Genomic DNA, 26,854 nt, shown 5'->3' with positions numbered 1-26,854 from the left:
GCGCGGCCGGGTAGAAAATCGGCCGTCCGGCCTGTGGATGGTTTGCAACAGCCGCCGCGCGCGGCCCGGCCGGCGCGGCTTCCGGCCCCACACTCACGCACCGCGGCGCGCGGCGCTACAATCGCACGAATGAACGCGCCCCTCGATACCGCCATCGCCGTCGACGTCTACCGCCAGCGCCGTGAACGCGTGCTTGCCGCACTGCGTGCCGCGGGCGGCGGCGTCGCCATCGTCCCCACCGCGCCGGAAATGCTGCGCAACCGCGACACGGCCTACCCGTACCGGTTCGACAGCTACTTCCATTACCTGACGGGTTTCACCGAGCCGGATGCCGTGCTCGTGCTGAACGCGGCCGCGCCGCACGGCGCGCCGGAATCGATCCTGTTCTGCCGCGCCAGGAACGTCGATCGCGAAATCTGGGAAGGCTTTCACTACGGGCCCGATGCCGCGCGCGACGCGTTCGGCTTCGACGCGGCCTTCGCGGTCGACGTGATCGACACCGAAATGCCGCGCCTGCTCGCCGATGCGGGCACCGTGCATTACCGGTTCGGCGCATCGGCCGAGTTCGAGCGCCAGCTCGCCGGCTGGATCGACGCGGTGCGCGCGCAGGCACGCACGGGCGTCGCCGCGCCGGACGCGCTGCTCGACCTCACGCCGCTGCTCGACGACATGCGGCTCGTGAAGGACGAACACGAACTCGCGATCATGATGCGCGCCGCGCACATCTCCGCGCTCGCGCACCGCCGCGCGATGCAGGCGTGCCGCCCCGGCATCCGCGAATACGAACTCGAGGCCGAGCTGCTGTACCTGTTCCGCAAGCACGGCGCGCAGGCGCCCGCGTACGGGTCGATCGTCGCGGCCGGCGCGAATGCGTGCGTGCTGCACTACCCGGCCGGCAACGCGGCCGCGCGGGACGGTGACCTGATCCTGATCGACGCCGCCTGCGAACTCGACGGCTATGCATCGGACATCACGCGCACGTTCCCGGCCAACGGCCGCTTCTCGCCCGCGCAGCGCACGCTGTACGACATCGTGCTCGCCGCGCAGCAGGCCGCGATCGACGCGACGCGCGCGGGCGTGCCGTTCGAGGCGCCGCACGATGCGGCCGTACGCGTGCTCGCGCAGGGGCTGCTCGATACCGGCATCATCCCCAAAACGCGCTTCTCGAACGTCGACGACGTGATCGCCGAGCGCGCATACACGCGCTTCTACATGCACCGCACCGGCCACTGGCTCGGGATGGACGTGCACGACTGCGGCGACTATCGCGAGCGGCTCGCCGCGCGCGACGCGAACGGCGCGCTGCCGTGGCGCACGCTGAAGCCGGGCATGACGCTCACCGTCGAGCCCGGCCTGTACGTGCGCGCGGCCGACGACGTGCCGCCCGAGTACTGGAACATCGGCATCCGCATCGAGGACGACGCGATCGTGCGCGAGCACGGCTGCGAGCTGATCACGCGCGGCGTGCCGGTCGCGGCCGACGAGATCGAGGCGCTGATGCGCGCGGACGCATGACCGGCCGCCGACCGTTACCTCCGTTTCACGAATCAAGATGACGACCGCTTCCTCGCCGGCCACGCCGGATTACGACCTCGCCATCGTCGGCGCGGGCCCCGTCGGACTCGCGCTCGCCGGCTGGCTCGCACGCCGCAGCGCGACCCAGCATGCGTCGATCGCGCTGATCGACGCGCGCGAACCTGCCGCGAGCGCGAACGACCCGCGCGCGATCGCCGTATCGCACGGCAGCCGCGTGCTGCTCGACACGCTCGCGTGGCCGGCCGACGCCACGCCGATCGAACATATCCACGTGTCGCAACGCGGCCATTTCGGCCGCACGCTGATCGACCGCGACGAACACGCGCTCGCCGCGCTCGGCTACGTCGTGCGTTACGGCTCGATCGTGCAGGCGCTCGCGGGCGCCGTGCGCGGCACGCGCGTCGACTGGCTCACGTCGACCACCGCACGCACGCCGCGGCAGGACGCCGACGGCGTCACGCTGACGCTCGACGGCCCTCAGGGCGAACGCACGCTGCGCGCGCGCATTGTCATCAATGCCGAAGGCGGGCTGTTTCATGAACGGCACGCCGATACGGGCAAGCATCGCCGCGATTACGGGCAGACCGCGATCGTGGGGACGGTCACGGTATCGGCACCGCGCCCGAACGTCGCGTGGGAGCGCTTCACGCACGAAGGCCCGCTCGCGCTGCTGCCGCTCGGCGGGCCGCGTCAGGCCGACTACTCGCTCGTGTGGTGCTGTACGCCCGACGAGGCCGCACGCCGCGCGGCGCTGCCCGACGACGCGTTCCTGCGCGAGCTCGGCGCGGCATTCGGCGAGCGGATGGGCCGGTTCGTCGCGATCGCGGGGCGGGCGTCGTTCCCGCTCGGGCTGAGCGCGGCGCAAACGCTCGTGAGCGGCCGCATCGCGATCGTCGGCAACGCCGCGCAAACGCTGCATCCGGTCGCGGGCCAGGGGCTCAACCTCGGGCTGCGCGATGCGCATACGCTCGTCGATGCACTCTCCGCGCAAGGCTTCGAAGCGACCGCGCTCGCGACCTTCAACGCGCGCCGCGCGCTCGACCGGCGCCTCACGATCGGCGCGACCGACACGCTGGCGCGCCTGTTTACGATCGACTCGGGCCCGCTTCCGCTGCTGCGCGGCGCGGCGCTCACCGCGCTCGAATTCGTGCCGCCGCTCAAGAAGGCGATCGCTCGCCAGATGATGTTCGGCCAGCGCAACTGACACGCGGCGCACCGTACGGCCCCTCCGGGCACACCAGGCAAACCGGGTCAAATCGGCGGGGCATGGGAATACGGTAAAATGCCCGTTTTCCGCCTTCCCTTCCCCTGCCCGCGCGTGTCGCGGGCGGCGCCATTGCGATGCCCGTTATCGGCCCTCACGTATTGCGTAACAACCTGTTCGTCGCCCCGATGGCCGGGGTGACGGATCGTCCGTTCCGCCAGCTGTGCAAGCGGCTGGGGGCCGGTTACGCGGTGTCCGAGATGGTCGCGTCCAACGCGCAGCTGTGGAAGAGCGCGAAGACGATGCGGCGCGCGAACCACGAAGGCGAGGTCGAGCCGATCGCGGTTCAGATCGCCGGCGCCGATCCGGCGATGATGGCCGAAGCGGCCCGCTACAACGTCGACAACGGCGCGCAGATCATCGACATCAACATGGGCTGCCCGGCAAAGAAGGTCTGCAACGTCGCGGCCGGCTCCGCGCTGCTGCAGAACGAGCCGCTCGTGCAGCGGATCGTCGAGGCCGTCGTCGCGGCGGTCGGCACCGGGCCCGATGCGGTGCCCGTCACGCTGAAGATCCGCACCGGCTGGGACCGCGAGCACAAGAACGCGATCACGGTCGCGCGCCTGGCCGAAGCGGCCGGCATCTCGATGCTCACCGTGCATGGCCGCACGCGCGCCGACCTGTACCGCGGCGACGCCGAGTACGACACCATCGCGGCCGTGAAGGCGGCCGTGCGGATTCCGGTCGTCGCGAACGGCGACATCACGTCGCCCGCCAAGGCGAAGGCCGTGCTCGACGCAACCGGCGCCGACGCGCTGATGATCGGTCGCGCCGCGCAAGGCCGGCCGTGGCTGTTCCGCGAAATCGATCATTTCCTGCAAACCGGCGAGCTGCTGCCCCCGCCGCGGATCGACGAGATCCAGCATGTGATGAACGAACACCTGGAAGACCACTACGCTTTCTATGGCGAATTCACCGGCGTCCGTACTGCGCGCAAGCACATCGGCTGGTACACTCGCGGCCTTTCCGGTGCCAACGGGTTCCGGCACCGAATGAACACGCTCGATTCCACCCGCGAGCAGCTCGCCGCCGTCAATGCATTCTTCGAGGCGCAAAAGGCGCTGTCGGACCACCTCGTCTACGTCGATGACGAAGCGGAAAACAGCCGGGGCGAGCCGGACGACCATAACCAGTTAGCAGCATGAGCAAGCACAACATCGAACAATGTGTCCGCGAGAGCCTGGACGTGTATTTCCGGGATCTAGACGGCTCCAATCCGCACGACGTCTATGAAATGGTGATGTCCTGCGTCGAAAAGCCGATGCTCGAGGTCGTGCTCGTACAGGCCGGCGGCAACCAGTCGCTCGCCGCCGAGTACCTCGGCATCAATCGCAATACGCTGCGCAAGAAGCTGCAGCAGCACGGCCTGCTGTAGGCGGCCGTCCCGTCCCCGTTTCCCTGGCTATTGGTGGTTCCATCATGATCAAGCAAGCGCTCATTTCCGTTTCCGACAAGACCGGCATCGTCGACTTCGCGAAGTCGCTGTCCGACCTCGGCGTCAAGCTGCTGTCGACGGGCGGCACCGCGAAACTCCTCGCCGACGCCGGCCTGCCCGTGACCGAAGTGGCCGATTACACGGGCTTCCCGGAAATGCTCGATGGGCGCGTGAAGACGCTGCACCCGAAGGTGCACGGCGGCATCCTCGCCCGCCGCGACCTGCCCGAGCACATGCAGGCGCTGGAGCAGCACGGCATCCCGACGATCGACCTGCTCGTCGTGAACCTGTATCCGTTCGTCGCGACGATCGCGAAGGACGACTGCACGCTCGCCGACGCGATCGAGAACATCGACATCGGCGGCCCGACGATGCTGCGCTCGGCCGCGAAGAACCACCGCGACGTGACGGTCGTGGTCGACCCGGCCGACTACGCGGTCGTGCTCGATGAAATGAAGGCGAACGGCAACACCGTCGGCTACCCGACCAACTTCCGTCTCGCGACGAAGGTGTTCGCGCACACCGCGCAATACGACGGCGCGATCACGAACTACCTGACCAGCCTGACCGACGAGCTGAAGCACGCATCGCGCAACACGTACCCGGCCACGCTGAACCTGGCGTTCGACAAGGTGCAGGACCTGCGCTACGGCGAGAACCCGCACCAGAGCGCGGCGTTCTACCGCGACCTCGCGGCGCCGGCCGGCGCGCTGGCGAACTACCGCCAGCTGCAGGGCAAGGAACTGTCGTACAACAACATCGCGGATTCGGACGCGGCGTGGGAATGCGTGAAGACGTTCGACGCGCCGGCCTGCGTGATCATCAAGCATGCGAATCCGTGCGGCGTCGCGGTCGGCAACGACTCGGCCGACGCGTACGCGAAGGCATTCCAGACCGACCCGACCTCCGCATTCGGCGGCATCATCGCGTTCAACCGCGAAGTCGACGAAGCGGCCGCGCAAGCGGTCGCGAAGCAGTTCGTCGAAGTGCTGATCGCGCCGTCGTTCTCCGACGCCGCGAAGCAGGTGTTCGCCGCGAAGCAGAACGTGCGCCTGCTCGAAATCGCACTGGGCGACGGCCACAACGCATTCGACCTGAAGCGCGTGGGCGGCGGCCTGCTCGTGCAGTCGCTCGATTCGAAGAACGTGCAGCCGCACGAGCTGCGCGTCGTCACGAAGCGCCACCCGACGCCGAAGGAAATGGACGACCTGCTGTTCGCATGGCGCGTCGCGAAGTACGTGAAGTCGAACGCGATCGTGTTCTGCGGCAACGGCATGACGCTCGGCGTCGGGGCCGGCCAGATGAGCCGCGTCGATTCCGCCCGTATCGCGAGCATCAAGGCGCAGAACGCGGGGCTGACGCTCGCTGGCTCGGCCGTCGCGTCGGATGCGTTCTTCCCGTTCCGCGACGGCCTCGACGTGGTCGTGGCGGCCGGCGCGACCTGCGTGATCCAGCCGGGCGGCTCGATGCGCGACGACGAAGTGATCGCGGCAGCCGACGAGCACAACATCGCGATGATCCTGACGGGCGTGCGCCACTTCCGTCACTGATCGCCGCATGCGGCCCGCGCGGCCGCTGTACCGGAACCCGGCGGCATCACCTCCGCCGGGTTTTTTATTGCGCGGCGCCTTCGCGCGCGACCGCGCGACCGGCTTGCCGCACCATTCGTTGTAGTATCGCTGCATCACGCCACTCTCCTCACTCATGCGAATTCTCGGCATCGACCCCGGCCTGCGCGTCACCGGCTTCGGCGTCATCGACGTCAGCGGCCACCGGCTCGCCTATGTCACGAGCGGCGTGATCCGCACGCCGACGGCCGACCTGGCCACCCGGCTCGGCACGATCTTCCAGGGCATCTCGACGATCGTGCGCGAACACGCGCCCGACCAGGCCGCGATCGAAAAGGTGTTCGTCAACGTGAACCCGCAGTCGACGCTGCTGCTCGGCCAGGCACGCGGCGCCGCGATCTGCGGGCTCGTCGCGGGCGGGCTGCCGGTCGCCGAATACACGGCGCTGCAGCTCAAGCAGGCCGTGGTCGGCTACGGCCGCGCGACCAAGACGCAGATGCAGGACATGGTCACGCGGCTGCTCAACCTGTCCGGCCAGCCGGGCTCGGACGCCGCCGACGCGCTCGGCATGGCGATCTGCCACGCGCACGGCGGCAACACGCTCAGCACGCTGGGCGGGCTCGCGCCGGCGCTCGCGCAGAAAGGGCTGCGCGTGCGGCGCGGCAGGCTGGTCGGCTGACGCTGCCGCGCACCGCGGCCGCGCGCGTCGGCTCGACTGCGCGGGCTGCGTTGGCCGCCTCGATCGTTTCACCCACGCCCGACATGCCCGCGACGCGCGCCGCTTCGGCCTGACGGCCGCGCCCATCGGCATTGCGCCGCGCGTGCGCTACACTCGCGCTTTCTTCCTCGCATCCCGTCCTCCATGATCGGTCGCATCGCCGGCATCCTGCTCGAAAAGAACCCGCCTCATCTGCTCGTCGACTGCAACGGCGTCGGCTATGAAATCGACGTGCCGATGAGCACCTTCTACAACCTGCCGCAAACGGGCGAACGCATCGTGCTGCTCACGCAGCAGATCGTCCGCGAAGACGCGCACCTGCTGTACGGCTTCCTGACGCCGCAGGAACGCACGACCTTCCGCGAGTTGCTGAAGATCACCGGCATCGGCGCGCGCATGGCGCTCGCCGTGCTGTCCGGCATGAGCGTGCAGGAGCTCGCCCAGGCCGTGACGATGCAGGACGCCGCACGCCTCACGCGCCTGCCCGGCATCGGCAAGAAGACGGCCGAGCGCCTGCTGCTCGAGCTGAAGGGCAAGCTCGGCGCCGACCTCGGCGCGCTCGCCGGCGCGGCTTCGCCGTCCGACCACGCGACCGACATCCTCAACGCGCTGCTGGCGCTCGGCTACTCCGAGAAGGAAGGCATTGCCGCGATCAAGAACGTGCCGGCCGGCACCGGCGTGTCCGAAGGCATCAAGCTCGCGCTGAAGGCGTTGTCGAAGGCGTAACACGCGGTCGATCCGGCCGTCGAAGCCAGTGTCGCGCCGCCGCGCGGCGCGCGCCAGTCGGCCGTTCGGCCAGGTGGCCCGGGCTCCGTCGCGCGGTACAATGGCCGCATGATTGAAACCGACAAACTCGCCACCGAGCAGCGGATCATCGCCGCCACGCCCGCCTCGTCGCACGAGGAGGTGTTCGAACGGGCGCTGCGGCCGCGCCAGCTCGACGACTACGTCGGCCAGGAAAAGGTCCGCGGCCAGCTCGAGATCTTCATCGAAGCCGCGAAGCGCCGCTCCGAGCCGCTCGACCACGTGCTGCTGTTCGGGCCACCGGGTCTCGGCAAGACGACGCTCGCCCACATCATCGCGCGCGAGATGGGCGTGAACCTGCGCCAGACGTCGGGGCCCGTGCTCGAGCGCGCGGGCGATCTCGCCGCGTTGCTGACGAACCTCGAGGCGAACGACGTGCTGTTCATCGACGAAATCCACCGGCTGTCGCCGGTCGTCGAGGAAATCCTGTATCCGGCGCTCGAGGATTACCAGATCGACATCATGATCGGCGAAGGCCCGGCCGCGCGCAGCGTGAAGCTCGACCTGCAGCCGTTCACGCTGGTCGGTGCGACCACTCGCGCGGGGATGCTGACCAACCCGCTGCGCGATCGTTTCGGGATCGTCGCGCGCCTCGAGTTCTACGACGCCGATCAACTGTCGCGCATCGTGCGGCGCTCGGCGTCGCTGCTCAATGCGCAGATCGATCCGAACGGCGCGCTGGAAATCGCGAAGCGCTCGCGCGGCACGCCGCGGATCGCCAACCGGCTCCTGCGCCGCGTGCGCGACTTCGCGGAAGTGAAGGCCGACGGCCAGATCACCGCGGCCGTCGCCGATGCCGCACTTGCGATGCTCGACGTCGATCCGGTCGGCTTCGACCTGATGGACCGCAAGCTGCTCGAAGCGATCCTGTACAAGTTCGACGGCGGCCCGGTCGGCATCGACAACCTCGCGGCGGCAATCGGCGAGGAGCGCGACACGATCGAGGACGTGCTCGAACCGTACCTGATCCAGCAGGGCTTCCTGCAGCGCACGCCGCGCGGGCGCGTCGCGACGCTGCTCACGTATCGCCACTTCGGGCTGTCGGTGCCCGAGGCCCGCCGCACCGAACGCGACGAGTGGGATACTCCGGACGGGAAGTAGTCCGTCACCCGAGTCGCACCCGCCATGACGACGCCGCCCAGCCACCACCCCACCGCACCCGCGCCGGGCCCGCGCTGGGCCGAGCCGATCCGCAAGCGGCTCGTGGCCGGCATCACGCACCTGACGGTGGGCGGCGGCGGCCCGTCGATCGATCTCTCTTCACCGCCCGGCGACCCGGGGCTGTTCGGCCCCGACGCCGTCTGCTGGCGCGTGCATGCCGATTTCACGTCGATGATGACAGGCGGCATCGCCGCGCTGCTGCTGCAGGCGCTCCACCCGCTCGCGCTCGCGGGCGTCTGGGATCATTCGTCGTTCCGCACCGATATCCTCGGCCGTCTGCGGCGCACCGCCACGTTCATCACGGGGACGACGTTCGGCAGCCGCGCGGACGCGCTCGCGCTGATCGAGCGCGTGAAGGCGATCCACGCGCACATCTCGGGCAACGCGCCGGACGGCCGGCCGTACCGCGCCGACGATCCCGCGCTGCTGACCTGGGTGCATGTCGCGGAAGTGTCGAGCTTCCTCGCCGCGCATCTGCGTTACGTGAATCCGGCGCTGCCGGGCGAACTGCAGGACCGCTATTACGCGGAGACGGCGCTGATCGCCGAGCTGCTGGGCGCCCAAGCGGTGCCGCGTTCGCGCGCCGAGGTGGCGGCCTATCTCGCACGCATGCTGCCCGAACTCGAAGCCGGGCCGCGCACGTTCGACGTGATGTCCATCCTGCTGAATGTGCCGGTCGCGAAGCCGGCGCTGCGGCCTGCCGCGTCGCTGGTGATGCATGCCGGAATCGACCTGCTGCCGCCGTGGGCGCAGCGCATGCTCGGCGTGTCGGCGTTCGCGCCGGTGCGGCGCGCGCTGGTCCGGCCGGGCATACGCGCGGTCGCGCCCGTGCTGCGCTGGGCGCTCGTCAACGGCGCGTCGAAGCGTGCGCGCCGCCGCGCGACGGCCGCCCCGTCCGACGGCGCCCCGCCTGGCTGACGATCCGTTTCTTCGGATCATTTCAATTTACCGTCAAATACCTGTGGCAAGCTGACACGCTCGCGCACGGTCGCACGTCGGGCTCGTCACGCACGCCCGTGGCCCGCGCGGAGTTCCGCCTACCCGCTACGACACCCGATGCCCGTGATGCCACGCCTGCCGATCCGTTTCGCCCTTGCCGCCAGCCTGTCCGGTGTCCTCGCCCTCGCCGCGTGCGGAGGCGACGATGTCGCCGCCGTCGCACGCACGGACGCGCAACTGCCGTCCGGCAGCACGACGACGCCGGCTCCCACGCCGCCCGCAACCGCCACGCCGCAACCGGGCAAATGGAAAGCCGCCCGCGCCGGCGACCTGCTCGACGTGACGCTAGGCGATCTCCATCCGACGCAGGGCGCGATCGGCTACGACCAGATCTACTACAAGCTCGGCCGCTACGAACTGCAGCCCGACAAGAAGTTCGACGACTTCTGCGCGGACGAGGGCCTCGGCGGCATCGCATCGGGCGGTTACACGACCCGATCGTCGCTGCGCGATCCGGCGAGCTACACGTGCGCGACGACCGACGCGACCGCCCGCGACCGCTCGGTGCTGAACCCCGTCGTGATCGGCCCGAACGGCGATACGCTGTACCTGACCGACGGCCACCACGGCCTGTCGACTTACTACGAGACGCCCGACGGCGGCCCGGCTCTGCACGTGCACGTCGTCGTCAAGGACAACCTCGGCGACTACTCGGGCGACGCGTTCTGGCAGCAGATGCAAAGCCGCGGCTATCTGCGCCTGAAGGACGGCGAAGGCAAGCCGATCGCGACCGCGCAACTGCCGAGCGGCCTCGGCCTGACGCTCGGGATGACGAACGACCGCTACCGGTCGCTCGTCTATTTCACGCGCGACATCGGCTACAGCAAACCCGCGCAAGCAACCGACTACCTCGAGTTCTACTGGGCCGACTGGCTGCGGGCGCAGCCGGGCACGTTCGCGCTGGCGAGCTACGACCTGGCGCGCGGCGGCACGACCGATCCCGATCCGGCGAAGGCCGACACGGGCTACCTGAATGCGGTCTGGAATGCGTCTGCGCGGATGGTCGCGGCCACGGACCCGGTGATCGACGGCAAGACGGGCGCCGACCTCGGGCGCGCCGATGCGATCAACGGCGGGAAGAAATACAGCAAGGGGGAATTCGACAAGCTGCGCCAGCCGATCACGGCCGACAAGCCCGGCAAGATCGCATACGCGCTCGACTACAAGACGCGTCACGGGCTGCCGCAGTAAGCGTCACGCCGGAAGACAGCAAGGCCCCCGGGGAGCCGCCCGGGCCGGACGCGATTGGCTTGCTCAGAGCACCTTGCGGTACCCGTCGTCATCGTCGCTCGCGGCTTCGAGATGCGACACGTCGGCCCACCGCACGACCTGCGCGCGACCATCGACGTAATCGACGACGTTGATGCTGGTGTTGAGCAGTTGATAGTTGCGCGGCGCCGACAGCTCGATCCCGTTCGCGAAGCGATACACGCAATCGAGCACGCCACCATGCGCAACGCATGCGATCCGGCCGCCCGGATGCGCGGCGACGATCGGTTCGAGCGCATGCAGCACGCGGTGATAGAACTCACGCTGCGACTCGCCGCCCTCCGGCGCGAAACCCGGATCACGCGTCTGCCACACCGCATACGCGTCCGGAAACAGCGCCTCGATCTCGGCGCTGTCGTGCCCCTGGAACGCGCCGTACGAGCGCTCGCGCAACCCTTCGCGCAGCAGCAGCGGCAGCCCGAGCGCATCGGCGAATGGTTGGGCGGTCTGTTGCGCGCGCATCAGGTCGCTCGAATACACCGCGTCGATCCGCGCGCCGTCGCGGGCCTCGCGCGCGAGCCGCGCCGCCAGCCGCTGCGCCTGTGCGAGGCCCGTGTCGGCCAGCGGGATGTCGATATGCCCCTGGATGCGCTTGATGCGGTTCCAGGCCGTCTCGCCATGGCGGATGAAAAGAATCTGCGTGGTGGCCATCGCGGCGCGCCTCCGGGAAAGAATCAGGGCCGCACTTGCAGCCAGAACGTCACGGGGCCGTCGTTGACGAGCGACACCTGCATGTCGGCGCCGAACTCGCCCGTCTCGACGACGGGATGGCGCGCCCGCGCGGCCGCGACGAAATAGTCGAACAGCCGCGCGCCTTCGTCGGGCGGCGCGGCCGGCGTGAAGCTCGGACGCAGCCCGCTGTTGGTATCGGCCGCGAGCGTGAACTGCGACACGAGCAGCAGGCCGCCTGCGCGACCTTCGCCGTCGATGTTCGACACCGGCAGGTTCATCTTGCCGGCTGCGTCGCTGAACACGCGGTAGCCGAGCAGCTTCGCGAGCAACTTGTCGGCCGCGGCCTCGGTATCGCCGCGCTCCGCGCAGACCAGCGCGAGCAGGCCCGCGCCGATCTCGCCCGTCGTGCGGCCGCCGACGCGCACGTCGGCGCGCGTCACGCGCTGGATCAGCGCGATCATGCGGTCAGCGTGACGCGTGCGAAGCGGCGCTTGCCGACCTGCACGACGAACTCGCCGGCCTCGACCTTCAGGCCCTTGTCCGACACGGTCGCGCCGTCGATCTTCACGCCGCCCTGCTCGATGTTGCGCAGCGCTTCGCTCGTCGACGGCACGAGGCCGGCCTGCTTCAGCAACTGGCCGATCGCCAGCGGCGCGCCGGCCAGCGTGACCGACGGAATGTCGTCCGGCACGCCGCCCTTCGCGCGATGGTTGAAGTCTTCCAGCGCACGCTCGGCGTCGGCTTGCGAGTGGAACCGCGCGACGATTTCCTGCGCGAGCAGCACCTTGAAATCGCGCGGGTTACGGCCGCCTTCGGCCTCGCGCTTGAAGCCGGCGATCTCGTCGAGGCTGCGGAACGACAGCAGCTCGAAGTAACGCCACATCAGCGTGTCCGAGATGCTCATCAGCTTGCCGAACATGTCGGTCGGCTTCTCGCTGATGCCGACGTAGTTGCCCTTCGACTTCGACATCTTCTCGACGCCGTCGAGGCCTTCGAGCAGCGGCATCGTCAAAATGCACTGCTGTTCCTGGCCGTACTGCTTCTGCAGTTCGCGACCGACCAGCAGGTTGAACTTCTGGTCGGTGCCGCCGAGTTCGAGATCGGCGTTCAGCGCGACCGAATCGTAGCCCTGCATCAGCGGGTACAGGAATTCGTGGATCGAGATCGGCACGCCGCCCTGGAAGCGCTTCGTGAAATCCTCGCGTTCGAGGATCCGCGCGACCGTGTAGCGCGACGCGAGCTTGATCATCCCGTCCGCGCCGAGCGGCATCGACCATTCGCTGTTGTAGCGGATCTCGGTCTTGTCGCGATCGAGCACGAGCGCGGCCTGCTCGAAGTAGGTCTTCGCGTTCGATTCGATCTGCTCGCGCGTGAGCGGCGGGCGCGTCGCGTTGCGGCCCGACGGATCGCCGATCAGCGACGTGAAATCGCCGATCAGGAAGATCACCGTGTGACCGAGGTCCTGCAGCTGCCGCATCTTGTTCAGCACGACCGTATGGCCGATGTGGATGTCCGGTGCGGTCGGGTCGAGGCCGAGCTTGATGCGCAGCGGCGTGCCGGTGGCGGCGCTGCGCGCGAGCTTCTGCGCGAACTCTTCCTCGATCAGCAGCTCGTCGACGCCGCGCTTCGTGACGGCGAGCGCATGCCGGACTTCGTCGGTGATCGGGAAAACGGGCTTGGAACTGGGTTCGGTGCTCATCGGTGCCAGGAAGAATGTCGCAAAAACAGGGATTTTCCCATAACTTGCGCGCGCATCGCTTAACGACGCGTCGCGTTGCGCGGATAATCGGGCGCAAGGCGCGCGGCACCGGCCCGCGCCGCACGATCCAGGAGAATCCAACGTGCCGCAACGACAGCCGCAGCATGCCGATCCGGCAGACGGCATCTACTTCGGGCTGATGTCGGGAACCAGCATGGACGGCGTCGACGGTGTCGCCGTGCGTTTCGAGGCCGGCCGCGCGCCGGTCGTGCTCGCCGAAGCGTTCGTCGGCTTCGCGCAATCGCTGCGCGACGCACTGTTCGCGCTGCAGCAGCCCGGCGACAACGAGATCGACCGCGAATCGCTCGCGGCGAATGCGCTCGTCGCGCGCTATGCGGTGTGCTGCCATGAATTGCAGCGCACGGCCGGGCTGTCGCGCGACGAGATCCGCGCGATCGGCGTGCACGGCCAGACGGTGCGCCACCGCCCCGAGCGCGGCTATACGCGCCAGCTCAACAATCCGGCGCTGCTTGCCGAGCTGACCCAGGTCGACGTGATCGCCGATTTCCGCAGCCGCGATGTGGCGGCCGGCGGCCACGGCGCGCCGCTCGCGCCGGCCTTCCACGCGACGGTGTTCGGCGCGCCGGGCGAAACGCGGGTCGTGTGCAATCTCGGCGGGATCAGCAACATCACGATCCTGCCCGGCGCGGGCGGCGACGTGCGCGGCTTCGACTGCGGCCCCGCGAATGCGCTGATCGACGCATGGGCGACCCGCCATCTGGGCAAGCCGTACGACGACGGCGGAAAGTTCGCCGCACGCGGCGCCATCCACGCGGCGCTGCTCGATGCGCTGCTCGACGAACCGTATTTCACCGCGCCGCCGCCGAAGAGCACCGGGCGCGACCTGTTCAATCCCGCGTGGCTCGATGCGAAGCTCGCCGCGTTCCCGCAGGTGGCGCCGGAGGACGTACAGGCCACGCTCACCGCGCTCACCGCCGTGTCGGTGGCGCGCGAAATCGCGCAGCACGCACCGGGCTGCAAGGCCGTTTTCGTCTGCGGCGGCGGCGCACGCAATCCGGTGCTGCTCGACGCGCTTCGGCACGCGCTAGGCGAGGCCGGCGTGCCGGCCACCGTCGACACGACGGCCGCGCTCGGCGTGCCGCCGCAGCAGGTCGAAGCGCTCGCGTTCGCGTGGCTTGCGTACCGCTTCACCGCGCGCCAGCCCGGCAATCTCGCGACGGTCACCGGCGCGGCCGCCAACCGCGTGCTCGGCGCGCTCTATCCGCGCTGATGCGGTACCCGGCCTGTCGCGGGCGCCGCACGACGAGCGCGCATTAAAAAACGGGGCATGAAGCCCCGTTTTTCATTCCGGCGAACCGGCGCGGATCAGTCGTGCGTTCAGACCGAGAACGACGAACCGCACCCGCAGGTGGTGGTCGCGTTCGGGTTCTTGATCACGAACTGGGCGCCGTTGAGGTCGTCCTTGTAGTCGATCTCGGCGCCGACCAGGTACTGGTAGCTCATCGAGTCGATCAGGAGCTGGACGCCGTTCTTGTCCATCACGGTGTCGTCCTCGTTGACTTCCTCGTCGAACGTGAAGCCATACTGGAAGCCCGAGCAGCCGCCACCCTGCACGAACACGCGCAGCTTCAGGTCGGGATTGCCCTCTTCGTCGATCAATTGCTTGACCTTGTCGGCCGCGGCGTCGGTGAAGACGAACGGCAGCGGCATATCGGTCGTCGTTGCTGCGGATTCGGTAACAGCGTTCATTCGAACTCTCCAAAAAGCTTTAGCCGCTATTGTAGGGCCGATCAGAAGATCGTGCTGATGTCCATGAAATCAATAGGTTCTTGTCGATTTCGTCAAGCGTGCCTGCACGGGCGTGGGTAAACCAGCGGGCATAAAAAAACCGCCAGCGTGAAAGCTGGCGGTTTTTCCGGCGGACGCCGCCCGGGAGCGGCGAGGCCATGAAGCGGAATTAACGCTTCGAGAACTGCTTCGCGCGGCGTGCCTTGCGCAGACCGACCTTCTTACGCTCGACTTCACGTGCATCGCGCGTGACGAAGCCTGCGTTCGACAGCGACGGCTTCAGCGTCGCATCGTAGTCGATCAGTGCACGGGTGATGCCGTGGCGCACTGCGCCTGCCTGACCCGTTTCGCCGCCGCCGTTGACGTTGACCTTGATGTCGAACGTCTGGCCGTGGTTCGTGAGTTCCAGCGGCTGGCGCACGATCATCAGCGACGTTTCGCGCGAGAAGTAGTCAGCGATGGGCTTGCCGTTGACGATGATGTCGCCCTTGCCAGCCTTGATGAAGACACGTGCGACTGCGCTCTTGCGGCGGCCCGTGCCGTAGTTCCAGTTACCGATCATGTGGGCTCCCCTTAGATCTCGAGCGCCTTCGGCTGTTGAGCCGAATGCGGATGCGTCGCTTCTGCGTAGACCTTCAGCTTCTTGATCATCGCGTAGCCGAGCGGGCCCTTCGGCAGCATGCCCTTGACCGCCTTCTCGAGCGCGCGGCCCGGGAAGCGTTCCTGCATCTTGCCGAACGTCGTTTCATAGATACCGCCCGGGTAGCCCGAGTGACGGTAGTACTTCTTGTCCAGCGTCTTGTTGCCCGTGACCTTCAACTTGCTCGCGTTGATGATGATGATGAAATCACCAGTGTCGACGTGCGGGGTGAACTCAGGCTTGTGCTTGCCGCGCAGACGGCGTGCCACTTCGCTGGCAACACGGCCGAGAACCTTATCCGTCGCGTCAATCACGTACCATTCGCGCGTCACCTCATGGGCTTTTGCGGAAAACGTCTTCATGATCGATCCAAAAAAAATGCTTTGCCCGATGTGTTCTTCCTGCTTGTCTGTGTGCGCTTCGTGGCGCGGTGCAGGCTCTCCCTGTTCTTTTTCCGTGGGCATGAATGCGGAAAAGCCCTGAATTATAAAGGAAATACGGCTGCGTGGTCAAAGAGAATCCACGCCCCGTGTTCGCGGCGGCCGAAATGGGCCAAAATTCGATCGTGCCCCGACAAGCCAGGCGAACCGAGCGCCTGAGGCGGCACCCATCGACGCGCGGCACATGACCTTGCCGCGCCAGACCGGCCGAACCCGAAAAACAACAAACCAGCATGATGAAACAACGACTCACGCCCTTCCTCGCGGCCGCCCTGGTGGCCGCGGCGGCGCCCGCCGTCGCCGCCGGCTCCGGCTGCGAAGCCAAGCTCGAGGCGCTCGATGCACGCATCGCCGAAGCCCGAACCGCCCACGCCGAAGACCGCATCGCGCGCCTGCGCGCGGTGCGCGAACGCGTGCGCCACTTCTGCGCACGCGGCCACGGCGACGCATCGGCCGCCCATGCGCCGGCGACCGATGCCGGCTCGCGCGGCACGCCGCCCGACGCGACGTCGCAGCCGGCCGCGCGACAGCCGGCGTGACGATCGCGGCGCGCGCAAACCGTGCGCCGACGTTTGCATGGGACGAAAAAAAGCCCGAACGGCTGGTTCGGGCTTAATCCACCTTAGGAGGAGGGTGGAGGAGACATTCGGAGGTTGCCGCAGCGCGACAACCAATGAGGCTCATTATACGAACGCCCCGCCGATTTCACAAGAAAATTTGCATTGCGAAATCAAATCTCACGATACGAGATATCGGTCGACGCGTTCACAAAAACAAATTTCTTTTTGAAATCAAAGGCATAAGTACGTCAGACATGACCTAAAACTGTCCGCACCTAGAGCAAAACCCCTAAATCCGACAGGGAAATCGCCACGCGTCGCTCCGCTCGCGATGCACGGGCATTGCACGTCGTGCAGCGCATCAGCCGACCGTTGCGCCACGGGCTACAATGCCGGATCGAATCCGAATCAGGCAACGCTGGAGTGCAAGCATGGAATGCAAAGTAAGCTGGATGGGTCAGGACGGCATGGCGTTTTCCGCCGAGACCGGCAGCGGCCATCTCGTCACGATGGACGGCGCGCCCGAAGGCGGCGGCCACAACCTCGCGCCGCGGCCGATGGAAATGGTGCTGCTCGGGACCGGCGGCTGCACGGCCTATGACGTCGTGCTGATCCTGAAGAAGAGCCGCCAGGAAGTGACCGGCTGCTCGGTCACGCTGAAGGCCGAGCGCGCGAGCGAGGATCCGAAGGTGTTCACGAAGGTGCATTTCCACTTCACGGTCACCGGCCGCAACCTGAACCCGGCCACGGTCGAGCGCGCGATCAACCTGTCGCACGACAAGTACTGCTCGGCGTCGATCATGATCGCGAAGACGGCCGAACTCACGCATTCGTTCGACATCGTCGCCGCCTGAGCACAGGGCGCGCGCATGAAAAAAGGGCCGGCGCCCCGTGGGAGCGCCGGCCCTTTCGCATTCGAACGGCAAAGCAGGCCGATAAGCCGGATTCTGTGCACGCTGCGCACCGGAGCGCGCAACGCGTGGCAGTCATTCCTCTAGGCGCGCCATTGCTGACGCGCTCAAGCTTCCTACCCGCAGACGAGACGGGGGCCCCGTCCTGCATCCGAAGATGCGCGCCTGCCTACTTGGAATTGCTCCGGGTGGAGGTTACCGTGCCGGCGAACGTCGCCGTCGCCGCGGTGCGCTCTTACCGCACCGTTTCACCCTTACCTGATCCCGGCTTGCGCCGGGCCATCGGCGGTTTGCTTTCTGTTGCCCTGTTCCGCGTGTCGCCACGGATGGCCGTTAGCCATCACCCTGCCCTGTGGAGTCCGGACTTTCCTCGCCCCCGCGCGCCCGAAGACGTCGAGGCCGCGACTGCCTGGCCTGCTTTGCGACGCGCATTCTAGCACTGCGCGCCGCCGTCGGCAGCGCGCGAGCGGCGGCCGCGGCGAAACACGGCCGGATCGTCGTAGAACGCGGGGTCGGCGTTCGCCGCGCACCAGCCCGGCACGCCGAGCACCGGCAGCGGCGCGAAATCGCGGGGCGTCAGCGCGCGCGTCGCGAGTTCGGCGGCGATTCGCGCGTCGACGTGCGCGATCCGTTGCGCGTCGGGCCATGAAAAATAGTCGGCGCTCACTTCGACGATCCATGCGTGTGCGGTGCAGGACTTGTAAGGCGCGACGAGCTGTTCGAGCAGCGCGTGGCCGACGAGCCGCGCCTCGCAGCGCGTGCCCCACGCATCGCGCGCGGCCACCAGCAGCCGCGCCCAGTCGAAGCCGCGCAGCGCATCGGCGAGCGTGCGCTCGGCGGTGACGAACAGCGCGCCATTCTCGTCGAACAGCGTGAGTGCATCGCGCAACGTGCCGCGTACGGGGCCGACGCCGCCCGCCGCGTCGATCGCGGCGGCCTGGCGGGCGTTCAGCGCGGCCTTGGTGCGCGGGTACGCGAACCAGACGAGCGCATTGAAGAAGTCGTGAAGATTGTGGCGGGTCGGCACGCCGCCGGTGCCCGCGATATGGGTCTCGTACGCGACGCCGGGCGGCAGCCCGGCCTGCGGCACGAAGCGTAGCGGCCTGCCGCGACCGGTGACGCGATCGCCGCCTCGCGACACACCGGCCAACGCGCCGTTCAACGCATCGAGCAGCGCGGCCTCGCCCGCACGGGCGGCCGCCTGCCACACGCGCCCGGGCTCCGCGTACGGCGCGAGCCACGGCGCGGACCAGTCGATCCGCGCGAAATCCGCCGCCGGGCGCCCGGCCGCGGGGCCGGATCCGCGCGGCGGCGCGCCGCTCACACGAGCTTCCAGCCGATCGTCTCGCCGCCGCGCAGCGGCACGACCGGCGTGTCGCCCGCGAAGATCTCGCGCGGCAGCTCCCATGCCTCGCGCCGCAGCGTGACCGTCTCCGCGCTGCGCGGCAGCCCGTAGAAATCGGCGCCGAAGGAGCTCGCGAAGCCTTCCAGCTTGTCGAGCGCGCCGGCCGTGTCGAACGCTTCCGCGTACAGTTCGAGCGCGTGCAGCGCCGTGTAGCAGCCCGCGCAGCCGCACGCGGTTTCCTTCGCGCCGCGCGCGTGCGGCGCGCTGTCGGTGCCGAGGAAGAAGCGCGGGTTGCCCGACGTCGCGGCCTCGACGAGCGCCACGCGATGCGTCTCGCGCTTCAGCACCGGCAGGCAGTAGTAATGCGGGCGAATCCCGCCGACGAACAGCGCGTTGCGGTTGTACAGCAGGTGGTGCGCGGTGATCGTCGCGCCGAGCAGGCCGGGCGCCGCGTCGGCATCGCGCACGTAATCGGCCGCGTCCTTCGTCGTGATGTGCTCGAACACGACCTTCAGGCCCGGGAAATCGCGGCGCAGCGGCGTCATCACGCGGTCGATGAACACCTTCTCGCGGTCGAACAGGTCGATCGACGCATCGGTCACCTCGCCGTGCACGAGCAGCGGCATGCCGGTTTCCTGCATCGCCTCGAGCGTCTTCGCGCATTTCGCGAGATCGGTGACGCCGTGGTCGGAATTCGTCGTGGCGCCTGCCGGGTACAGCTTCACGCCGTGCACGAAGCCGCTTTCGCGCGCGCGGCGGATTTCGTCGGGCGGCGTATTGTCGGTCAGGTACAGCGTCATCAGCGGTTCGAACGTCATCCCGGCCGGCAGCGCGGCGAGGATGCGCTCGCGATAGGCCTGCGCCTGCGCGGTGGTCGTGACGGGCGGCTTCAGGTTCGGCATGACGATGGCGCGGCCGAACTGGCGGGCGGTGTGCGGCAGCACGGCGGCGAGCATGTCGCCGTCTCGCAGGTGCAGGTGCCAGTCGTCGGGACGGGCGAGCGAAAGCGTCGCCGGGGAAGAAGCGTTCGAGGCAGTCATAGGAGGCGTCGTGAGGAACGGGCTTGCCATCGGCGGGGCCGGAACGCGCGTGCGCGGGCCGACTGACGGCAAACCGCAACACGGGGCCTTTGGCCAGCGGAATCCGCTTTTTACCGCTCAGGGCTCGGTGATATGCTAGAAGCCGCATTGTACCGGGGTTCGCCCGGTTCGTTACCCCCGCTTCAGCCTGCCGCCCCACGTAAAATGTGCCAACTCCTTGGAATGAACTGCGCCGCGCCGACGGACGTCACATTCTCCTTCACAGGTTTCGCGGCCCGGGGCGGGCTCACCGATCACCATGCCGACGGCTGGGGCATCGCGTTCTTCGAGGACAAGGCCTGTCGCCTCTTCATCGATCACCAGGCATCGGCCACGTCGCCGATCGCCGAAATGGTGAAACGCTACCCGATCAAGTCCAAGAACACGATCGCGCACATCCGCAAGGCGACGCAAGGGCACATCCTGCTCGAGAACAGCCATCCGTTCATGCGCGAGCTGTGGGGCCGGCACTGGATCTTCGCGCATAACGGCGACCTGCAGGACTACGCGCCGGACATGGACGGCAGCGTCTATCATCCGGTCGGCACGACCGACAGCGAACAGGCGTTCTGCGTGCTGATGCAGGGGTTGCGCGAGGCCTTTCCCGGCGCGCAGCCGCCGCTGCCCGAGCTGTTCGAGCGGGTCGGCGAACTGACGCGCGGCATCACCGATCACGGCGTGTTCAACTTCCTGATGTCGAACGGCCAGGCGCTCTTCGCGCACTGCTCGACGCGGCTGCACTACCTCGTGCGGCGCTGGCCGTTCTCGACCGCGCATCTCGTCGACGAAGACCTGTCGATCGATTTCGCGAAATACACGACGCCCGAGGATCGCGTCGCGGTGATCGCGACGCAGCCGCTCACCGACAACGAGGTCTGGACCGCGTTCGAGCCGGGCGAGCTGATCATGTTCCAGTGCGGCGACGTCGCCGCGCGGATGCGGATTCCGGTGCCCGAGCGCGTGCTCGAGAAGCTGCGCAACCCGTCGCTCGACGCGTCGGCATCGGCGCCGCGCACGGCGGTTCGCGAAGCGCTCGCCACCGCGGCCGACGGCGACGCCGACGACGCGATCGATTTCTGAAACCCGGCGCGGTACCGGCCGCGCCTGCTTTCTGCTCATTTCCTGCCTGCTGTGCGGACTTCATGCCGCGCAACCGGCCACGCCCGCCATCGGCGCAAATCGCCCGCTCCAGCCAATACGGTTTCACTTCGGCCGCCGACCTGCGCAAACGCCCGATGCCGCACGACATTCGCTTGATTTTATTAATTGACGAGCGAAAATAAAATAGCAGAAGGAATCAAATAAATAACCATCAATTAAAAACAGGATCCCGGACCGGCATTTTAGCGTGTCGCCCCGGCGGGAACCGTGCGCTATCCCACCTACTCCGGCAACCGCTCCGGATTTTCACGCACCGGCCCAACCGCCGCCCCCACCATGGCTTTCGGTTCGATTAACCACACAAATCAAAAATACCACGCATTACGGTTCGCATCATTACAGTTTCCGGCTTATCGATAATCGACGGCCACTCGAATCAGTAGACTCCGCCCATCCTCGGTGTCAACGAAACACGATTGGCGCGACACGCAGCCATAGCCGCCGCACGCCCCCTTCGAATCATTTCTCCACCGCGGAATGCGAATTCGCCGAATGGCGGCGAATGCCACGTCAAAAAGAAGAAAGAGGGGTATGTCGTGAATCACTCATTTCGATCGATATGGAGCGAAGCCGCCGGCTGCTGGGTCGCGGTGGCGGAAACGACTCGCGCGCGCGGCAAGCGCTCGGGCGGCGAATCGGGCACGGGCCGTCGCGCGGCGGCACTCGGCGCGTTGCTGACCGCGCTGTCGGTCGGCGCCGCGCATGCATCGACGTGCGGCGGCGGTACGGCCATCGCGAACGGCGGCACCTGCGCGCTCGACAGTTTCAGCCCGACCGTCAACGACAACCTGGCCGGCTCCGCCACCGTGTCCGGCGGCGATACCGTCGGCGTGTCGGGCGCATGGAGCGCCGCCGCGGGCGACCCGGGCTACGCGCTCACGCCGATCGGGAGCACGACCCTCGTGTCGGGCAACCCGAACCAGGCGCTGCTGTCGCTCGGCGGCAAGACGCACAGCGTCAGCACGCCCGACTCGATCACCCGCACCCACACGTCGGTCGCGACCTACGATTCGTCCGCGTTCTCCCCGTCGACGGCCGGCGCGACCGAGGTGCCCGTCTACCACGACGTGAACGGCGATCAGTATGTGAACACGCGCATCGGCACCGTCGCCGCCACCGGCGGTACGCTCAACGTGTCGATCGGCAATGCGGCGAATGCCCCCGATGCGCCGGGCAACGCGATCTCGATGGCCGCGAAGGCGACCGACCTTACCGTCGCGGACGGCACGGGTGCCGCGGCAAGCACCGTGAACTGGAATTCGCGCAACCAGATCCGGTTCACCACCGGCGACTACCTGGCGGACGGCGGCGCGGTCGGCACCCGCCAGCTCGACGTGCCGGCCTACGCGGGCAGCTTCACCGCATTCGACGGCAGCACGTGGCAGGTGACCGACGCCGCGTCGCTCGCCGCGTACAACGATTTTCTCGTGCGCTCGGTGCAAAGCGGCGCGCTCGGCTCGCAGGCCGCCTACGACAGCGCGTTCGGCCAGGCCGTCACGTTCTCGCAGCAAGCCTTCCAGTATCGGAACGACGTGTCCGCGGGCGACAAGAACACGCTGCCGATCGATTTCCTGTCGGTGATGCACGGCACGGGCGCGAACGCGACGCTGCAGATCGGCAAGGACGGCCAGATCGACTTTCGCGGCACCAACACGATCGTGTCGAGCTCGGCCGTCCTCGCGGAAAACGGCGCGCACTTCATCAACGACGGCCGCCTGTCGGGCGACTTCACGCTGGTGCGCCTGCTAAGCGGCGCAAGCGGCGTCAACAACGGCGTGATCTCGTCCGGGTACGCGTCCGGCGACGACTTCGACACGAGCGGCAGCGCGCCGCCGAACAACTTCAACTACAACGCGTACACTGAAGGCGCCGGCGTGTTCGCGAACGGCGCGGGCACGTCGTTCGTCAACAACGGCGTGATGAACGTCGGCGCGTGGACGCTGGACGGCAACCGGCCCGACCTGCAGAACTACGCGGTCGCCGTGACGGACGGCGCAACGGCGTCGAACGCCGGCACGATCAATGTCGGCGTCAACGCGACGACGCTCGACAGCCAGGTGATCGGCGGCCTCGTCGCCGGCGGCCGCTTCACGAACGAAGCCGGCGGCGCGATCTATCTGGGCCGCGCCGCGCAGTACGCGCCCGGCCAGACGGCAAACGACGTCGCGCTCGCCGCGCACGCGTACGGCATCCTGCTCGGCGCGTCGGGCACCGCGAGCAATCTCGGCACGATCGTGATCGGCACGCAGACGCAGAACGGCGCCGCGCTGGCGAGCATCGGCTCGAGCTCCGGCACGCTGACCAACGCGGGCGCGATCGTCGTCAACGGCGCCGCGCCCGGCACGCCGCTCTCCAACGTCGGCATGCTCGCCGTCGACACCGCCGCGACCGTGACCAACACGGGCACGATCACGCTGAATGGCGTGAACGGCATCGGCATCATGGTCGTCGGGACCGGCGCGAACGCGACGGCCGCGACGTCGACCGGCACGATCGACGTCGCCGGCGGCCTCGATCCCGCGTCGGGCACGCGCAACTACGGCGTCTGGGCCGAAGGGCCGCGCGCGAAGGCCACGCTCGACGGAGCGCTGAACCTGACGGGCACCGGCGCGATCGGCGTGCATGCGCGTTCGGGCGCGACGATCGACGTCGGTGCGAACGCCGTGCCGGCCTTCATGTCCGGCACGAACCAGATCGGCTTCTATGCATACGGTGCAGGCTCGAAAATCAACGTCGCCGCGCAGCATCTGGGCGTCGACACCGACGATTCGACGCTGTTCCGCGTCGCGGGCGGCGCGGCCTACACGGGCGCGTCGGCGGCCGGCGCGCTGACGACCGACGTCAACGGCCAGCGGGCGCGCGGCGTACTCGCGACCGACGCCGGCACCACGCTGTCGACCGGCAACGCGGTCTACCACGTCAACGGCGCGAACGGCATCGCGATCGCGGTCGAAGGCGGCGCGAAGGGCACGATCGACGCCGGCGCGACGATCGACCTGAACGCGGCCGGCGCGACCGCGGGCGTGGTGGACGGGCAGGCGCGCGACCTCGCCGGCGCGAATGCCGGCGCGCCGGTCGCGACGACGCTCACCAACCACGCCGCCGTCACGTCGTCGACCGCCGGCGTGACCGGTTTCATCGCGCGGAACCTCGGCACGCTCGAGAATCGCAGCACGATATTGCTGACCGGCGCCGGCTCGACGGGCGTCGTGGCCGGCACGCTCGGCACGGTGAACAACGCGTCGACGATCCGCGTCGCCAACGGCACCGGCGCGCTCGTGCAAGGCGCGTCGGCCACGCTCGCCAACGCAGGCTCGATCGAGGCCGACGACGGCGTCGCGGGCGTGCGCCTGACGGGGGCCGGCGCATCGGTCGCGCTGTCGGGCGCCGGCACCGTCGTCGCGAACCGCAGCGCCGACGGCGTGCTGATCGACTCGACCGTCACGGGCGGCGGCATCGCGGCCGGCGCGACGTCGATCGCGGTCGGCGGATCGGGCAGCGCGATCCGCAACCTCGGTGCGAATGCAACGATCGCGCTGTCCGGCACGCAGATCGCGACGACGGGCAACGGCGCCGCCGGCCTCACGTCGACCGGCGCGGGCGCGCGCATCGCGACCGATGCGGCCACGGTCGTCCGCACGACGGGCGCCGATGCGCGCGGCCTGTTCGTGTCGCGCGCCGATTCCACGCTCGCGGCCAACGGGACGACCGTCGCGACGACCGGCGCGAACGCCCATGCGATCGTCATGGACGGCGGCGCGACGGCCCTGCTGTCGGGTGCGAAAGTCACCGCGTCGGGCAATGCGGCCGACGCCATCGTCGCGCAAGACGGCGGGCGCATCGCCGATACGGGTTCGTCGCTCGCCAGCGCGGCCGGCAACGGCGCAACGGCGAACAGCGGCGGCGTGCTCGCATTGACCGGCACGGCGCTCACGGGCGCGACGGCCGGCGTGCTGACGTCGGACACGCTCGCGAACGGCGCGACCAGCTCGGTGCTCGTCGACGGCGGCAGCGTGACGTCCGTCAGCGGGCCGGCCTTCGCCGCGCACGGCGGCACGGCCGACATCGCGGTGCGCAACGGCACGGTCGTGACGGCCGGCAACGGCACGCTGCTGAACCTCGCGAACGGCAGCAACGTGACGTTCGACGCATCGGCGGTGAACCTCGCGGGCGACATCGTTTCCGACGCGTCGAGCACCGGCGACGTGTTCCTCGCGAACGGCACGACGCTGACCGGGAAGATCGACCCGGTCGCGCTGACCGTCGACGGCACCAGCACGTGGCGCATGACGGGCAGTTCGGTCCTGAGCCGCCTGAACAACGCGGGCCTCGTCGCATTCGCCGCGCCGACCGGCTCGCCGACGCTGACCGGCAGCTACAAGACGCTGACGACGGGCGGCTACGTCGGCAACGGCGGCACGATCGCGCTGAACACGTATCTCGGCGCCGACGCGTCGCCGACCGACCGTCTGATCGTGAACGGCGGCACGGCGAGCGGCACGACCGGCCTGAAGATCGCCAACACGGCCGGCACCGGCGCGCAGACGACCGGCGACGGGATTCCCGTGGTCGTCACGGCCAACGGCGGCACGACCGCCGCGTCCGCGTTCCATCTCGCCGGCCCGGTACAGGCCGGCGCGTACGAATACCGGCTCTATCGCGGCGGGCAAGGCGATGCAAACGGCTGGTACCTGCGTTCGCAGCTCGACCCGACCGACCCCGGTGACCCGATCCACCCGTCCGGCGGCGGCGACGGCGGCACCAACGGAAACGGGAATGGCAACGGCGGCGCGCTCGCGTATCGTCCGGGCGTCTCCGGCTACGCGATGACGCCGCTGCTGAACGCCGACTACGGCTTTTCGACGCTCGGCAGGCTGCACGAGCGCGTCGGCGACGTCTACAACGTCGAGAAGCAGGCGCCGGGCAATCGCGACGGCGTGTGGGGGCGCATCGGCGGCCAGAGCCTGGATGCGAACGCGGGCCGCTTCTCGGCCGACGAGCGCACGTTCTTCGCGCAGTTCGGCAAGGACTGGACCCTCGACCAGGCGCCGGACGGCGCCGGCAGCACGCATGCGGGCGTGACGGCCAGCATCGGCGTGTCGAACGCGAGCTTCAGCGACATGGCGCGCGCCGGCTCGCCCACCCTGTCGACGTCGACGGGCTCGGTCGAGATGCACGCGCAGAGCGTCGGCGGCTACTGGACGCGCTACCTGTCCGACGGCACCTACTTCGACAGCGTCGGCCAGGTCACGCACTACGGCAACCGCTACCGCGACAGCTACGGCAACGAAGCGTCGCAGAACGGCTTCGGCGTCGCGCTGTCGCAGGAAGTCGGCAAACCGTTCGCGATCGGTACGCTGCCGGTCTCGGTCGAGCCGCAGGCGCAGGTCATGGTTCAGTACCTGAAGCTGAACGGGTTCAACGACAACGTGTCGGCCGTATCGGGCACGACGTCGAATGCGCTGCGCGGCCGCGTCGGCGTGCGCATCTTCCGGCCGAACCTCCAGTCGGACGCGGGCGGCGGCGCCGCGACGCCGTACTTCACGGCCGACGTGCTGCACGACTTCCTGTCGCCGGGGCAAACCGTCGTCGGCGGCACGCCGTTCGCGACGCATCTCGGGCGCACCTGGTACGAGCTCGGCGTCGGCGTGACCGCCGGCTTCGGCAAGTCGGGCGAGCTGTACGCGAATGCGAAGATCGCGCGCAACATCGGCGGCGATTACCGGCGCGGCATCGTCGGGCAGGTCGGCTACCGGTACAGCTGGTAACACCCGCCGGCGGACG

General features: G+C 68.5%; 23 protein-coding genes and 1 other RNA gene. 15 read left to right on the top strand and 9 right to left on the bottom strand.

The genetic code is table 11. The annotated features are described in order from the left end of the window. Positions 1 to 129 precede the first annotated feature (129 nt). From CFB35_RS03090 to CFB35_RS03045, 10 genes are all read left to right on the top strand, one after another. Positions 130 to 1,515: an aminopeptidase P N-terminal domain-containing protein gene (locus CFB35_RS03090; RefSeq protein WP_089464546.1), complete on the top strand. Its 1,386-nt coding sequence runs from the start codon at positions 130 to 132 to the stop codon at positions 1,513 to 1,515. Between the two features lie 37 nt (positions 1,516 to 1,552). Continuing rightward, the gene (locus CFB35_RS03085; protein WP_089464545.1) at positions 1,553 to 2,740 is read left to right on the top strand and encodes a UbiH/UbiF/VisC/COQ6 family ubiquinone biosynthesis hydroxylase; all 1,188 of its coding nucleotides are present in this window, start codon (positions 1,553 to 1,555) and stop codon (positions 2,738 to 2,740) included. A 137-nt stretch (positions 2,741 to 2,877) separates the two neighbouring features. Beyond that, positions 2,878 to 3,945 (top strand): tRNA dihydrouridine synthase DusB, encoded by a 1,068-nt coding sequence (gene dusB / locus CFB35_RS03080; RefSeq protein WP_089464544.1) that lies wholly within the window; start codon positions 2,878 to 2,880, stop codon positions 3,943 to 3,945. Beyond that, entirely contained in the window at positions 3,942 to 4,175 is a 234-nt protein-coding gene (locus CFB35_RS03075; RefSeq protein WP_006476892.1) for a Fis family transcriptional regulator, read from the top strand. Before dusB ends, CFB35_RS03075 begins: the two co-directional genes overlap by 4 nt. 44 nt (positions 4,176 to 4,219) lie before the next feature. Beyond that, entirely contained in the window at positions 4,220 to 5,785 is a 1,566-nt protein-coding gene (purH, locus tag CFB35_RS03070) for a bifunctional phosphoribosylaminoimidazolecarboxamide formyltransferase/IMP cyclohydrolase (protein ID WP_089464543.1), read from the top strand. 154 nt (positions 5,786 to 5,939) lie between these two features. Then, the gene (gene ruvC / locus CFB35_RS03065; RefSeq protein WP_059638140.1) at positions 5,940 to 6,482 is read left to right on the top strand and encodes a crossover junction endodeoxyribonuclease RuvC; all 543 of its coding nucleotides are present in this window, start codon (positions 5,940 to 5,942) and stop codon (positions 6,480 to 6,482) included. Positions 6,483 to 6,665: 183 nt separating this feature from the next. After that, positions 6,666 to 7,247, top strand: a complete 582-nt coding sequence (ruvA, locus tag CFB35_RS03060; RefSeq protein ID WP_059581106.1) for a Holliday junction branch migration protein RuvA — start codon at positions 6,666 to 6,668, stop codon at positions 7,245 to 7,247. A 108-nt stretch (positions 7,248 to 7,355) separates the two neighbouring features. After that, positions 7,356 to 8,426 carry a Holliday junction branch migration DNA helicase RuvB gene (gene ruvB, locus CFB35_RS03055; RefSeq protein WP_059581103.1) on the top strand — a complete coding sequence of 357 codons (1,071 nt, stop codon included), beginning with the start codon at positions 7,356 to 7,358 and terminating at the stop codon, positions 8,424 to 8,426. 24 nt (positions 8,427 to 8,450) lie between these two features. Beyond that, the gene (locus tag CFB35_RS03050; protein WP_059638138.1) at positions 8,451 to 9,404 is read left to right on the top strand and encodes an oxygenase MpaB family protein; all 954 of its coding nucleotides are present in this window, start codon (positions 8,451 to 8,453) and stop codon (positions 9,402 to 9,404) included. Between the two features lie 147 nt (positions 9,405 to 9,551). Further along, positions 9,552 to 10,676 (top strand): ParB/Srx family N-terminal domain-containing protein, encoded by a 1,125-nt coding sequence (locus CFB35_RS03045; RefSeq protein ID WP_059581209.1) that lies wholly within the window; start codon positions 9,552 to 9,554, stop codon positions 10,674 to 10,676. A gap of 63 nt (positions 10,677 to 10,739) precedes the next feature. Here the strand turns inward: CFB35_RS03045 and CFB35_RS03040 are convergent, their stop codons facing one another. From CFB35_RS03040 to tyrS, 3 genes are read right to left on the bottom strand one after another with little or no spacing between them, the layout of a single operon-like run. Beyond that, positions 10,740 to 11,405, bottom strand: coding sequence for a histidine phosphatase family protein (locus CFB35_RS03040; RefSeq protein ID WP_089464542.1), 666 nt, complete (start codon positions 11,403 to 11,405; stop codon positions 10,740 to 10,742). A 23-nt stretch (positions 11,406 to 11,428) separates the two neighbouring features. After that, on the bottom strand, positions 11,429 to 11,887 hold the full coding sequence (dtd, locus tag CFB35_RS03035; RefSeq protein WP_006483442.1) for a D-aminoacyl-tRNA deacylase: 459 nt from the start codon (positions 11,885 to 11,887) through the stop codon (positions 11,429 to 11,431). Next, entirely contained in the window at positions 11,884 to 13,125 is a 1,242-nt protein-coding gene (tyrS, locus tag CFB35_RS03030) for a tyrosine--tRNA ligase (protein ID WP_059581097.1), read from the bottom strand. Before tyrS ends, dtd begins: the two co-directional genes overlap by 4 nt. 142 nt (positions 13,126 to 13,267) lie before the next feature. Between tyrS and CFB35_RS03025 the strand changes: the two genes are divergently transcribed. Then, positions 13,268 to 14,416, top strand: coding sequence for an anhydro-N-acetylmuramic acid kinase (locus tag CFB35_RS03025; RefSeq protein ID WP_089464541.1), 1,149 nt, complete (start codon positions 13,268 to 13,270; stop codon positions 14,414 to 14,416). 107 nt (positions 14,417 to 14,523) lie between these two features. Here CFB35_RS03025 and erpA read toward each other — a convergent pair whose 3' ends face one another. The 3 genes from erpA to rplM all read right to left on the bottom strand — a co-directional run bounded on the left by erpA (position 14,524) and on the right by rplM (position 15,936). After that, positions 14,524 to 14,895: an iron-sulfur cluster insertion protein ErpA gene (gene erpA, locus CFB35_RS03020; protein ID WP_034187117.1), complete on the bottom strand. Its 372-nt coding sequence runs from the start codon at positions 14,893 to 14,895 to the stop codon at positions 14,524 to 14,526. A gap of 208 nt (positions 14,896 to 15,103) precedes the next feature. After that, positions 15,104 to 15,496, bottom strand: a complete 393-nt coding sequence (gene rpsI, locus CFB35_RS03015) for a 30S ribosomal protein S9 (RefSeq protein WP_011883283.1) — start codon at positions 15,494 to 15,496, stop codon at positions 15,104 to 15,106. A gap of 11 nt (positions 15,497 to 15,507) precedes the next feature. Continuing rightward, the gene (rplM, locus tag CFB35_RS03010; RefSeq protein ID WP_009687896.1) at positions 15,508 to 15,936 is read right to left on the bottom strand and encodes a 50S ribosomal protein L13; all 429 of its coding nucleotides are present in this window, start codon (positions 15,934 to 15,936) and stop codon (positions 15,508 to 15,510) included. Positions 15,937 to 16,247: 311 nt separating this feature from the next. Between rplM and CFB35_RS03005 the strand changes: the two genes are divergently transcribed. After that, a complete protein-coding gene (locus tag CFB35_RS03005) occupies positions 16,248 to 16,553 on the top strand; it encodes a DUF1090 family protein (protein WP_059581090.1) in 306 nt (101 codons plus the stop codon). Positions 16,554 to 16,963: 410 nt separating this feature from the next. After that, entirely contained in the window at positions 16,964 to 17,428 is a 465-nt protein-coding gene (locus tag CFB35_RS02995) for an OsmC family protein (protein ID WP_012492957.1), read from the top strand. A 66-nt stretch (positions 17,429 to 17,494) separates the two neighbouring features. Here the strand turns inward: CFB35_RS02995 and rnpB are convergent. From rnpB to pyrC, 3 genes are all read right to left on the bottom strand, one after another. Continuing rightward, an RNA gene (gene rnpB, locus CFB35_RS02990) (RNase P RNA component class A) lies at positions 17,495 to 17,906 on the bottom strand. Positions 17,907 to 17,918: 12 nt separating this feature from the next. Next, positions 17,919 to 18,809 carry a DUF3025 domain-containing protein gene (locus tag CFB35_RS02985; protein WP_089464540.1) on the bottom strand — a complete coding sequence of 297 codons (891 nt, stop codon included), beginning with the start codon at positions 18,807 to 18,809 and terminating at the stop codon, positions 17,919 to 17,921. Next, entirely contained in the window at positions 18,806 to 19,870 is a 1,065-nt protein-coding gene (pyrC, locus tag CFB35_RS02980; RefSeq protein ID WP_089464539.1) for a dihydroorotase, read from the bottom strand. The genes CFB35_RS02985 and pyrC overlap by 4 nt, the downstream gene beginning before the upstream one ends. Before the next feature lie 204 nt (positions 19,871 to 20,074). Here pyrC and CFB35_RS02975 point away from each other — a divergent pair, with 204 nt between their 5' ends. Together CFB35_RS02975 and CFB35_RS02970 are read left to right on the top strand one after the other, a co-directional pair. After that, a complete protein-coding gene (locus tag CFB35_RS02975; RefSeq protein ID WP_179231711.1) occupies positions 20,075 to 20,989 on the top strand; it encodes a class II glutamine amidotransferase in 915 nt (304 codons plus the stop codon). A gap of 617 nt (positions 20,990 to 21,606) precedes the next feature. Then, a complete protein-coding gene (locus tag CFB35_RS02970; protein WP_089464538.1) occupies positions 21,607 to 26,838 on the top strand; it encodes an autotransporter outer membrane beta-barrel domain-containing protein in 5,232 nt (1,743 codons plus the stop codon). Positions 26,839 to 26,854 lie beyond the last annotated feature (16 nt).

The sequence above is a fragment of the Burkholderia sp. AU16482 genome (assembly GCF_002223285.1).
Taxonomy (GTDB): domain Bacteria; phylum Pseudomonadota; class Gammaproteobacteria; order Burkholderiales; family Burkholderiaceae; genus Burkholderia; species Burkholderia semiarida.
This window is presented reverse-complemented; position numbering and strand designations above follow the sequence as displayed.

Coding starts and splice junctions, on each gene's coding strand:
- CFB35_RS03090 (WP_089464546.1), top strand. CDS start 130: ATGAACGCGCCCCTCGATACCGCCATCGCCGTCGACGTCTACCGCCAG.
- CFB35_RS03085 (WP_089464545.1), top strand. CDS start 1,553: ATGACGACCGCTTCCTCGCCGGCCACGCCGGATTACGACCTCGCCATC.
- dusB (WP_089464544.1), top strand. CDS start 2,878: ATGCCCGTTATCGGCCCTCACGTATTGCGTAACAACCTGTTCGTCGCC.
- CFB35_RS03075 (WP_006476892.1), top strand. CDS start 3,942: ATGAGCAAGCACAACATCGAACAATGTGTCCGCGAGAGCCTGGACGTG.
- purH (WP_089464543.1), top strand. CDS start 4,220: ATGATCAAGCAAGCGCTCATTTCCGTTTCCGACAAGACCGGCATCGTC.
- ruvC (WP_059638140.1), top strand. CDS start 5,940: ATGCGAATTCTCGGCATCGACCCCGGCCTGCGCGTCACCGGCTTCGGC.
- ruvA (WP_059581106.1), top strand. CDS start 6,666: ATGATCGGTCGCATCGCCGGCATCCTGCTCGAAAAGAACCCGCCTCAT.
- ruvB (WP_059581103.1), top strand. CDS start 7,356: ATGATTGAAACCGACAAACTCGCCACCGAGCAGCGGATCATCGCCGCC.
- CFB35_RS03050 (WP_059638138.1), top strand. CDS start 8,451: ATGACGACGCCGCCCAGCCACCACCCCACCGCACCCGCGCCGGGCCCG.
- CFB35_RS03045 (WP_059581209.1), top strand. CDS start 9,552: ATGCCACGCCTGCCGATCCGTTTCGCCCTTGCCGCCAGCCTGTCCGGT.
- CFB35_RS03040 (WP_089464542.1), bottom strand. CDS start 11,405: ATGGCCACCACGCAGATTCTTTTCATCCGCCATGGCGAGACGGCCTGG.
- dtd (WP_006483442.1), bottom strand. CDS start 11,887: ATGATCGCGCTGATCCAGCGCGTGACGCGCGCCGACGTGCGCGTCGGC.
- tyrS (WP_059581097.1), bottom strand. CDS start 13,125: ATGAGCACCGAACCCAGTTCCAAGCCCGTTTTCCCGATCACCGACGAA.
- erpA (WP_034187117.1), bottom strand. CDS start 14,895: ATGAACGCTGTTACCGAATCCGCAGCAACGACGACCGATATGCCGCTG.
- rpsI (WP_011883283.1), bottom strand. CDS start 15,496: ATGATCGGTAACTGGAACTACGGCACGGGCCGCCGCAAGAGCGCAGTC.
- rplM (WP_009687896.1), bottom strand. CDS start 15,936: ATGAAGACGTTTTCCGCAAAAGCCCATGAGGTGACGCGCGAATGGTAC.
- CFB35_RS03005 (WP_059581090.1), top strand. CDS start 16,248: ATGATGAAACAACGACTCACGCCCTTCCTCGCGGCCGCCCTGGTGGCC.
- CFB35_RS02995 (WP_012492957.1), top strand. CDS start 16,964: ATGCCGGATCGAATCCGAATCAGGCAACGCTGGAGTGCAAGCATGGAA.
- pyrC (WP_089464539.1), bottom strand. CDS start 19,870: ATGACTGCCTCGAACGCTTCTTCCCCGGCGACGCTTTCGCTCGCCCGT.
- CFB35_RS02975 (WP_179231711.1), top strand. CDS start 20,075: ATGTGCCAACTCCTTGGAATGAACTGCGCCGCGCCGACGGACGTCACA.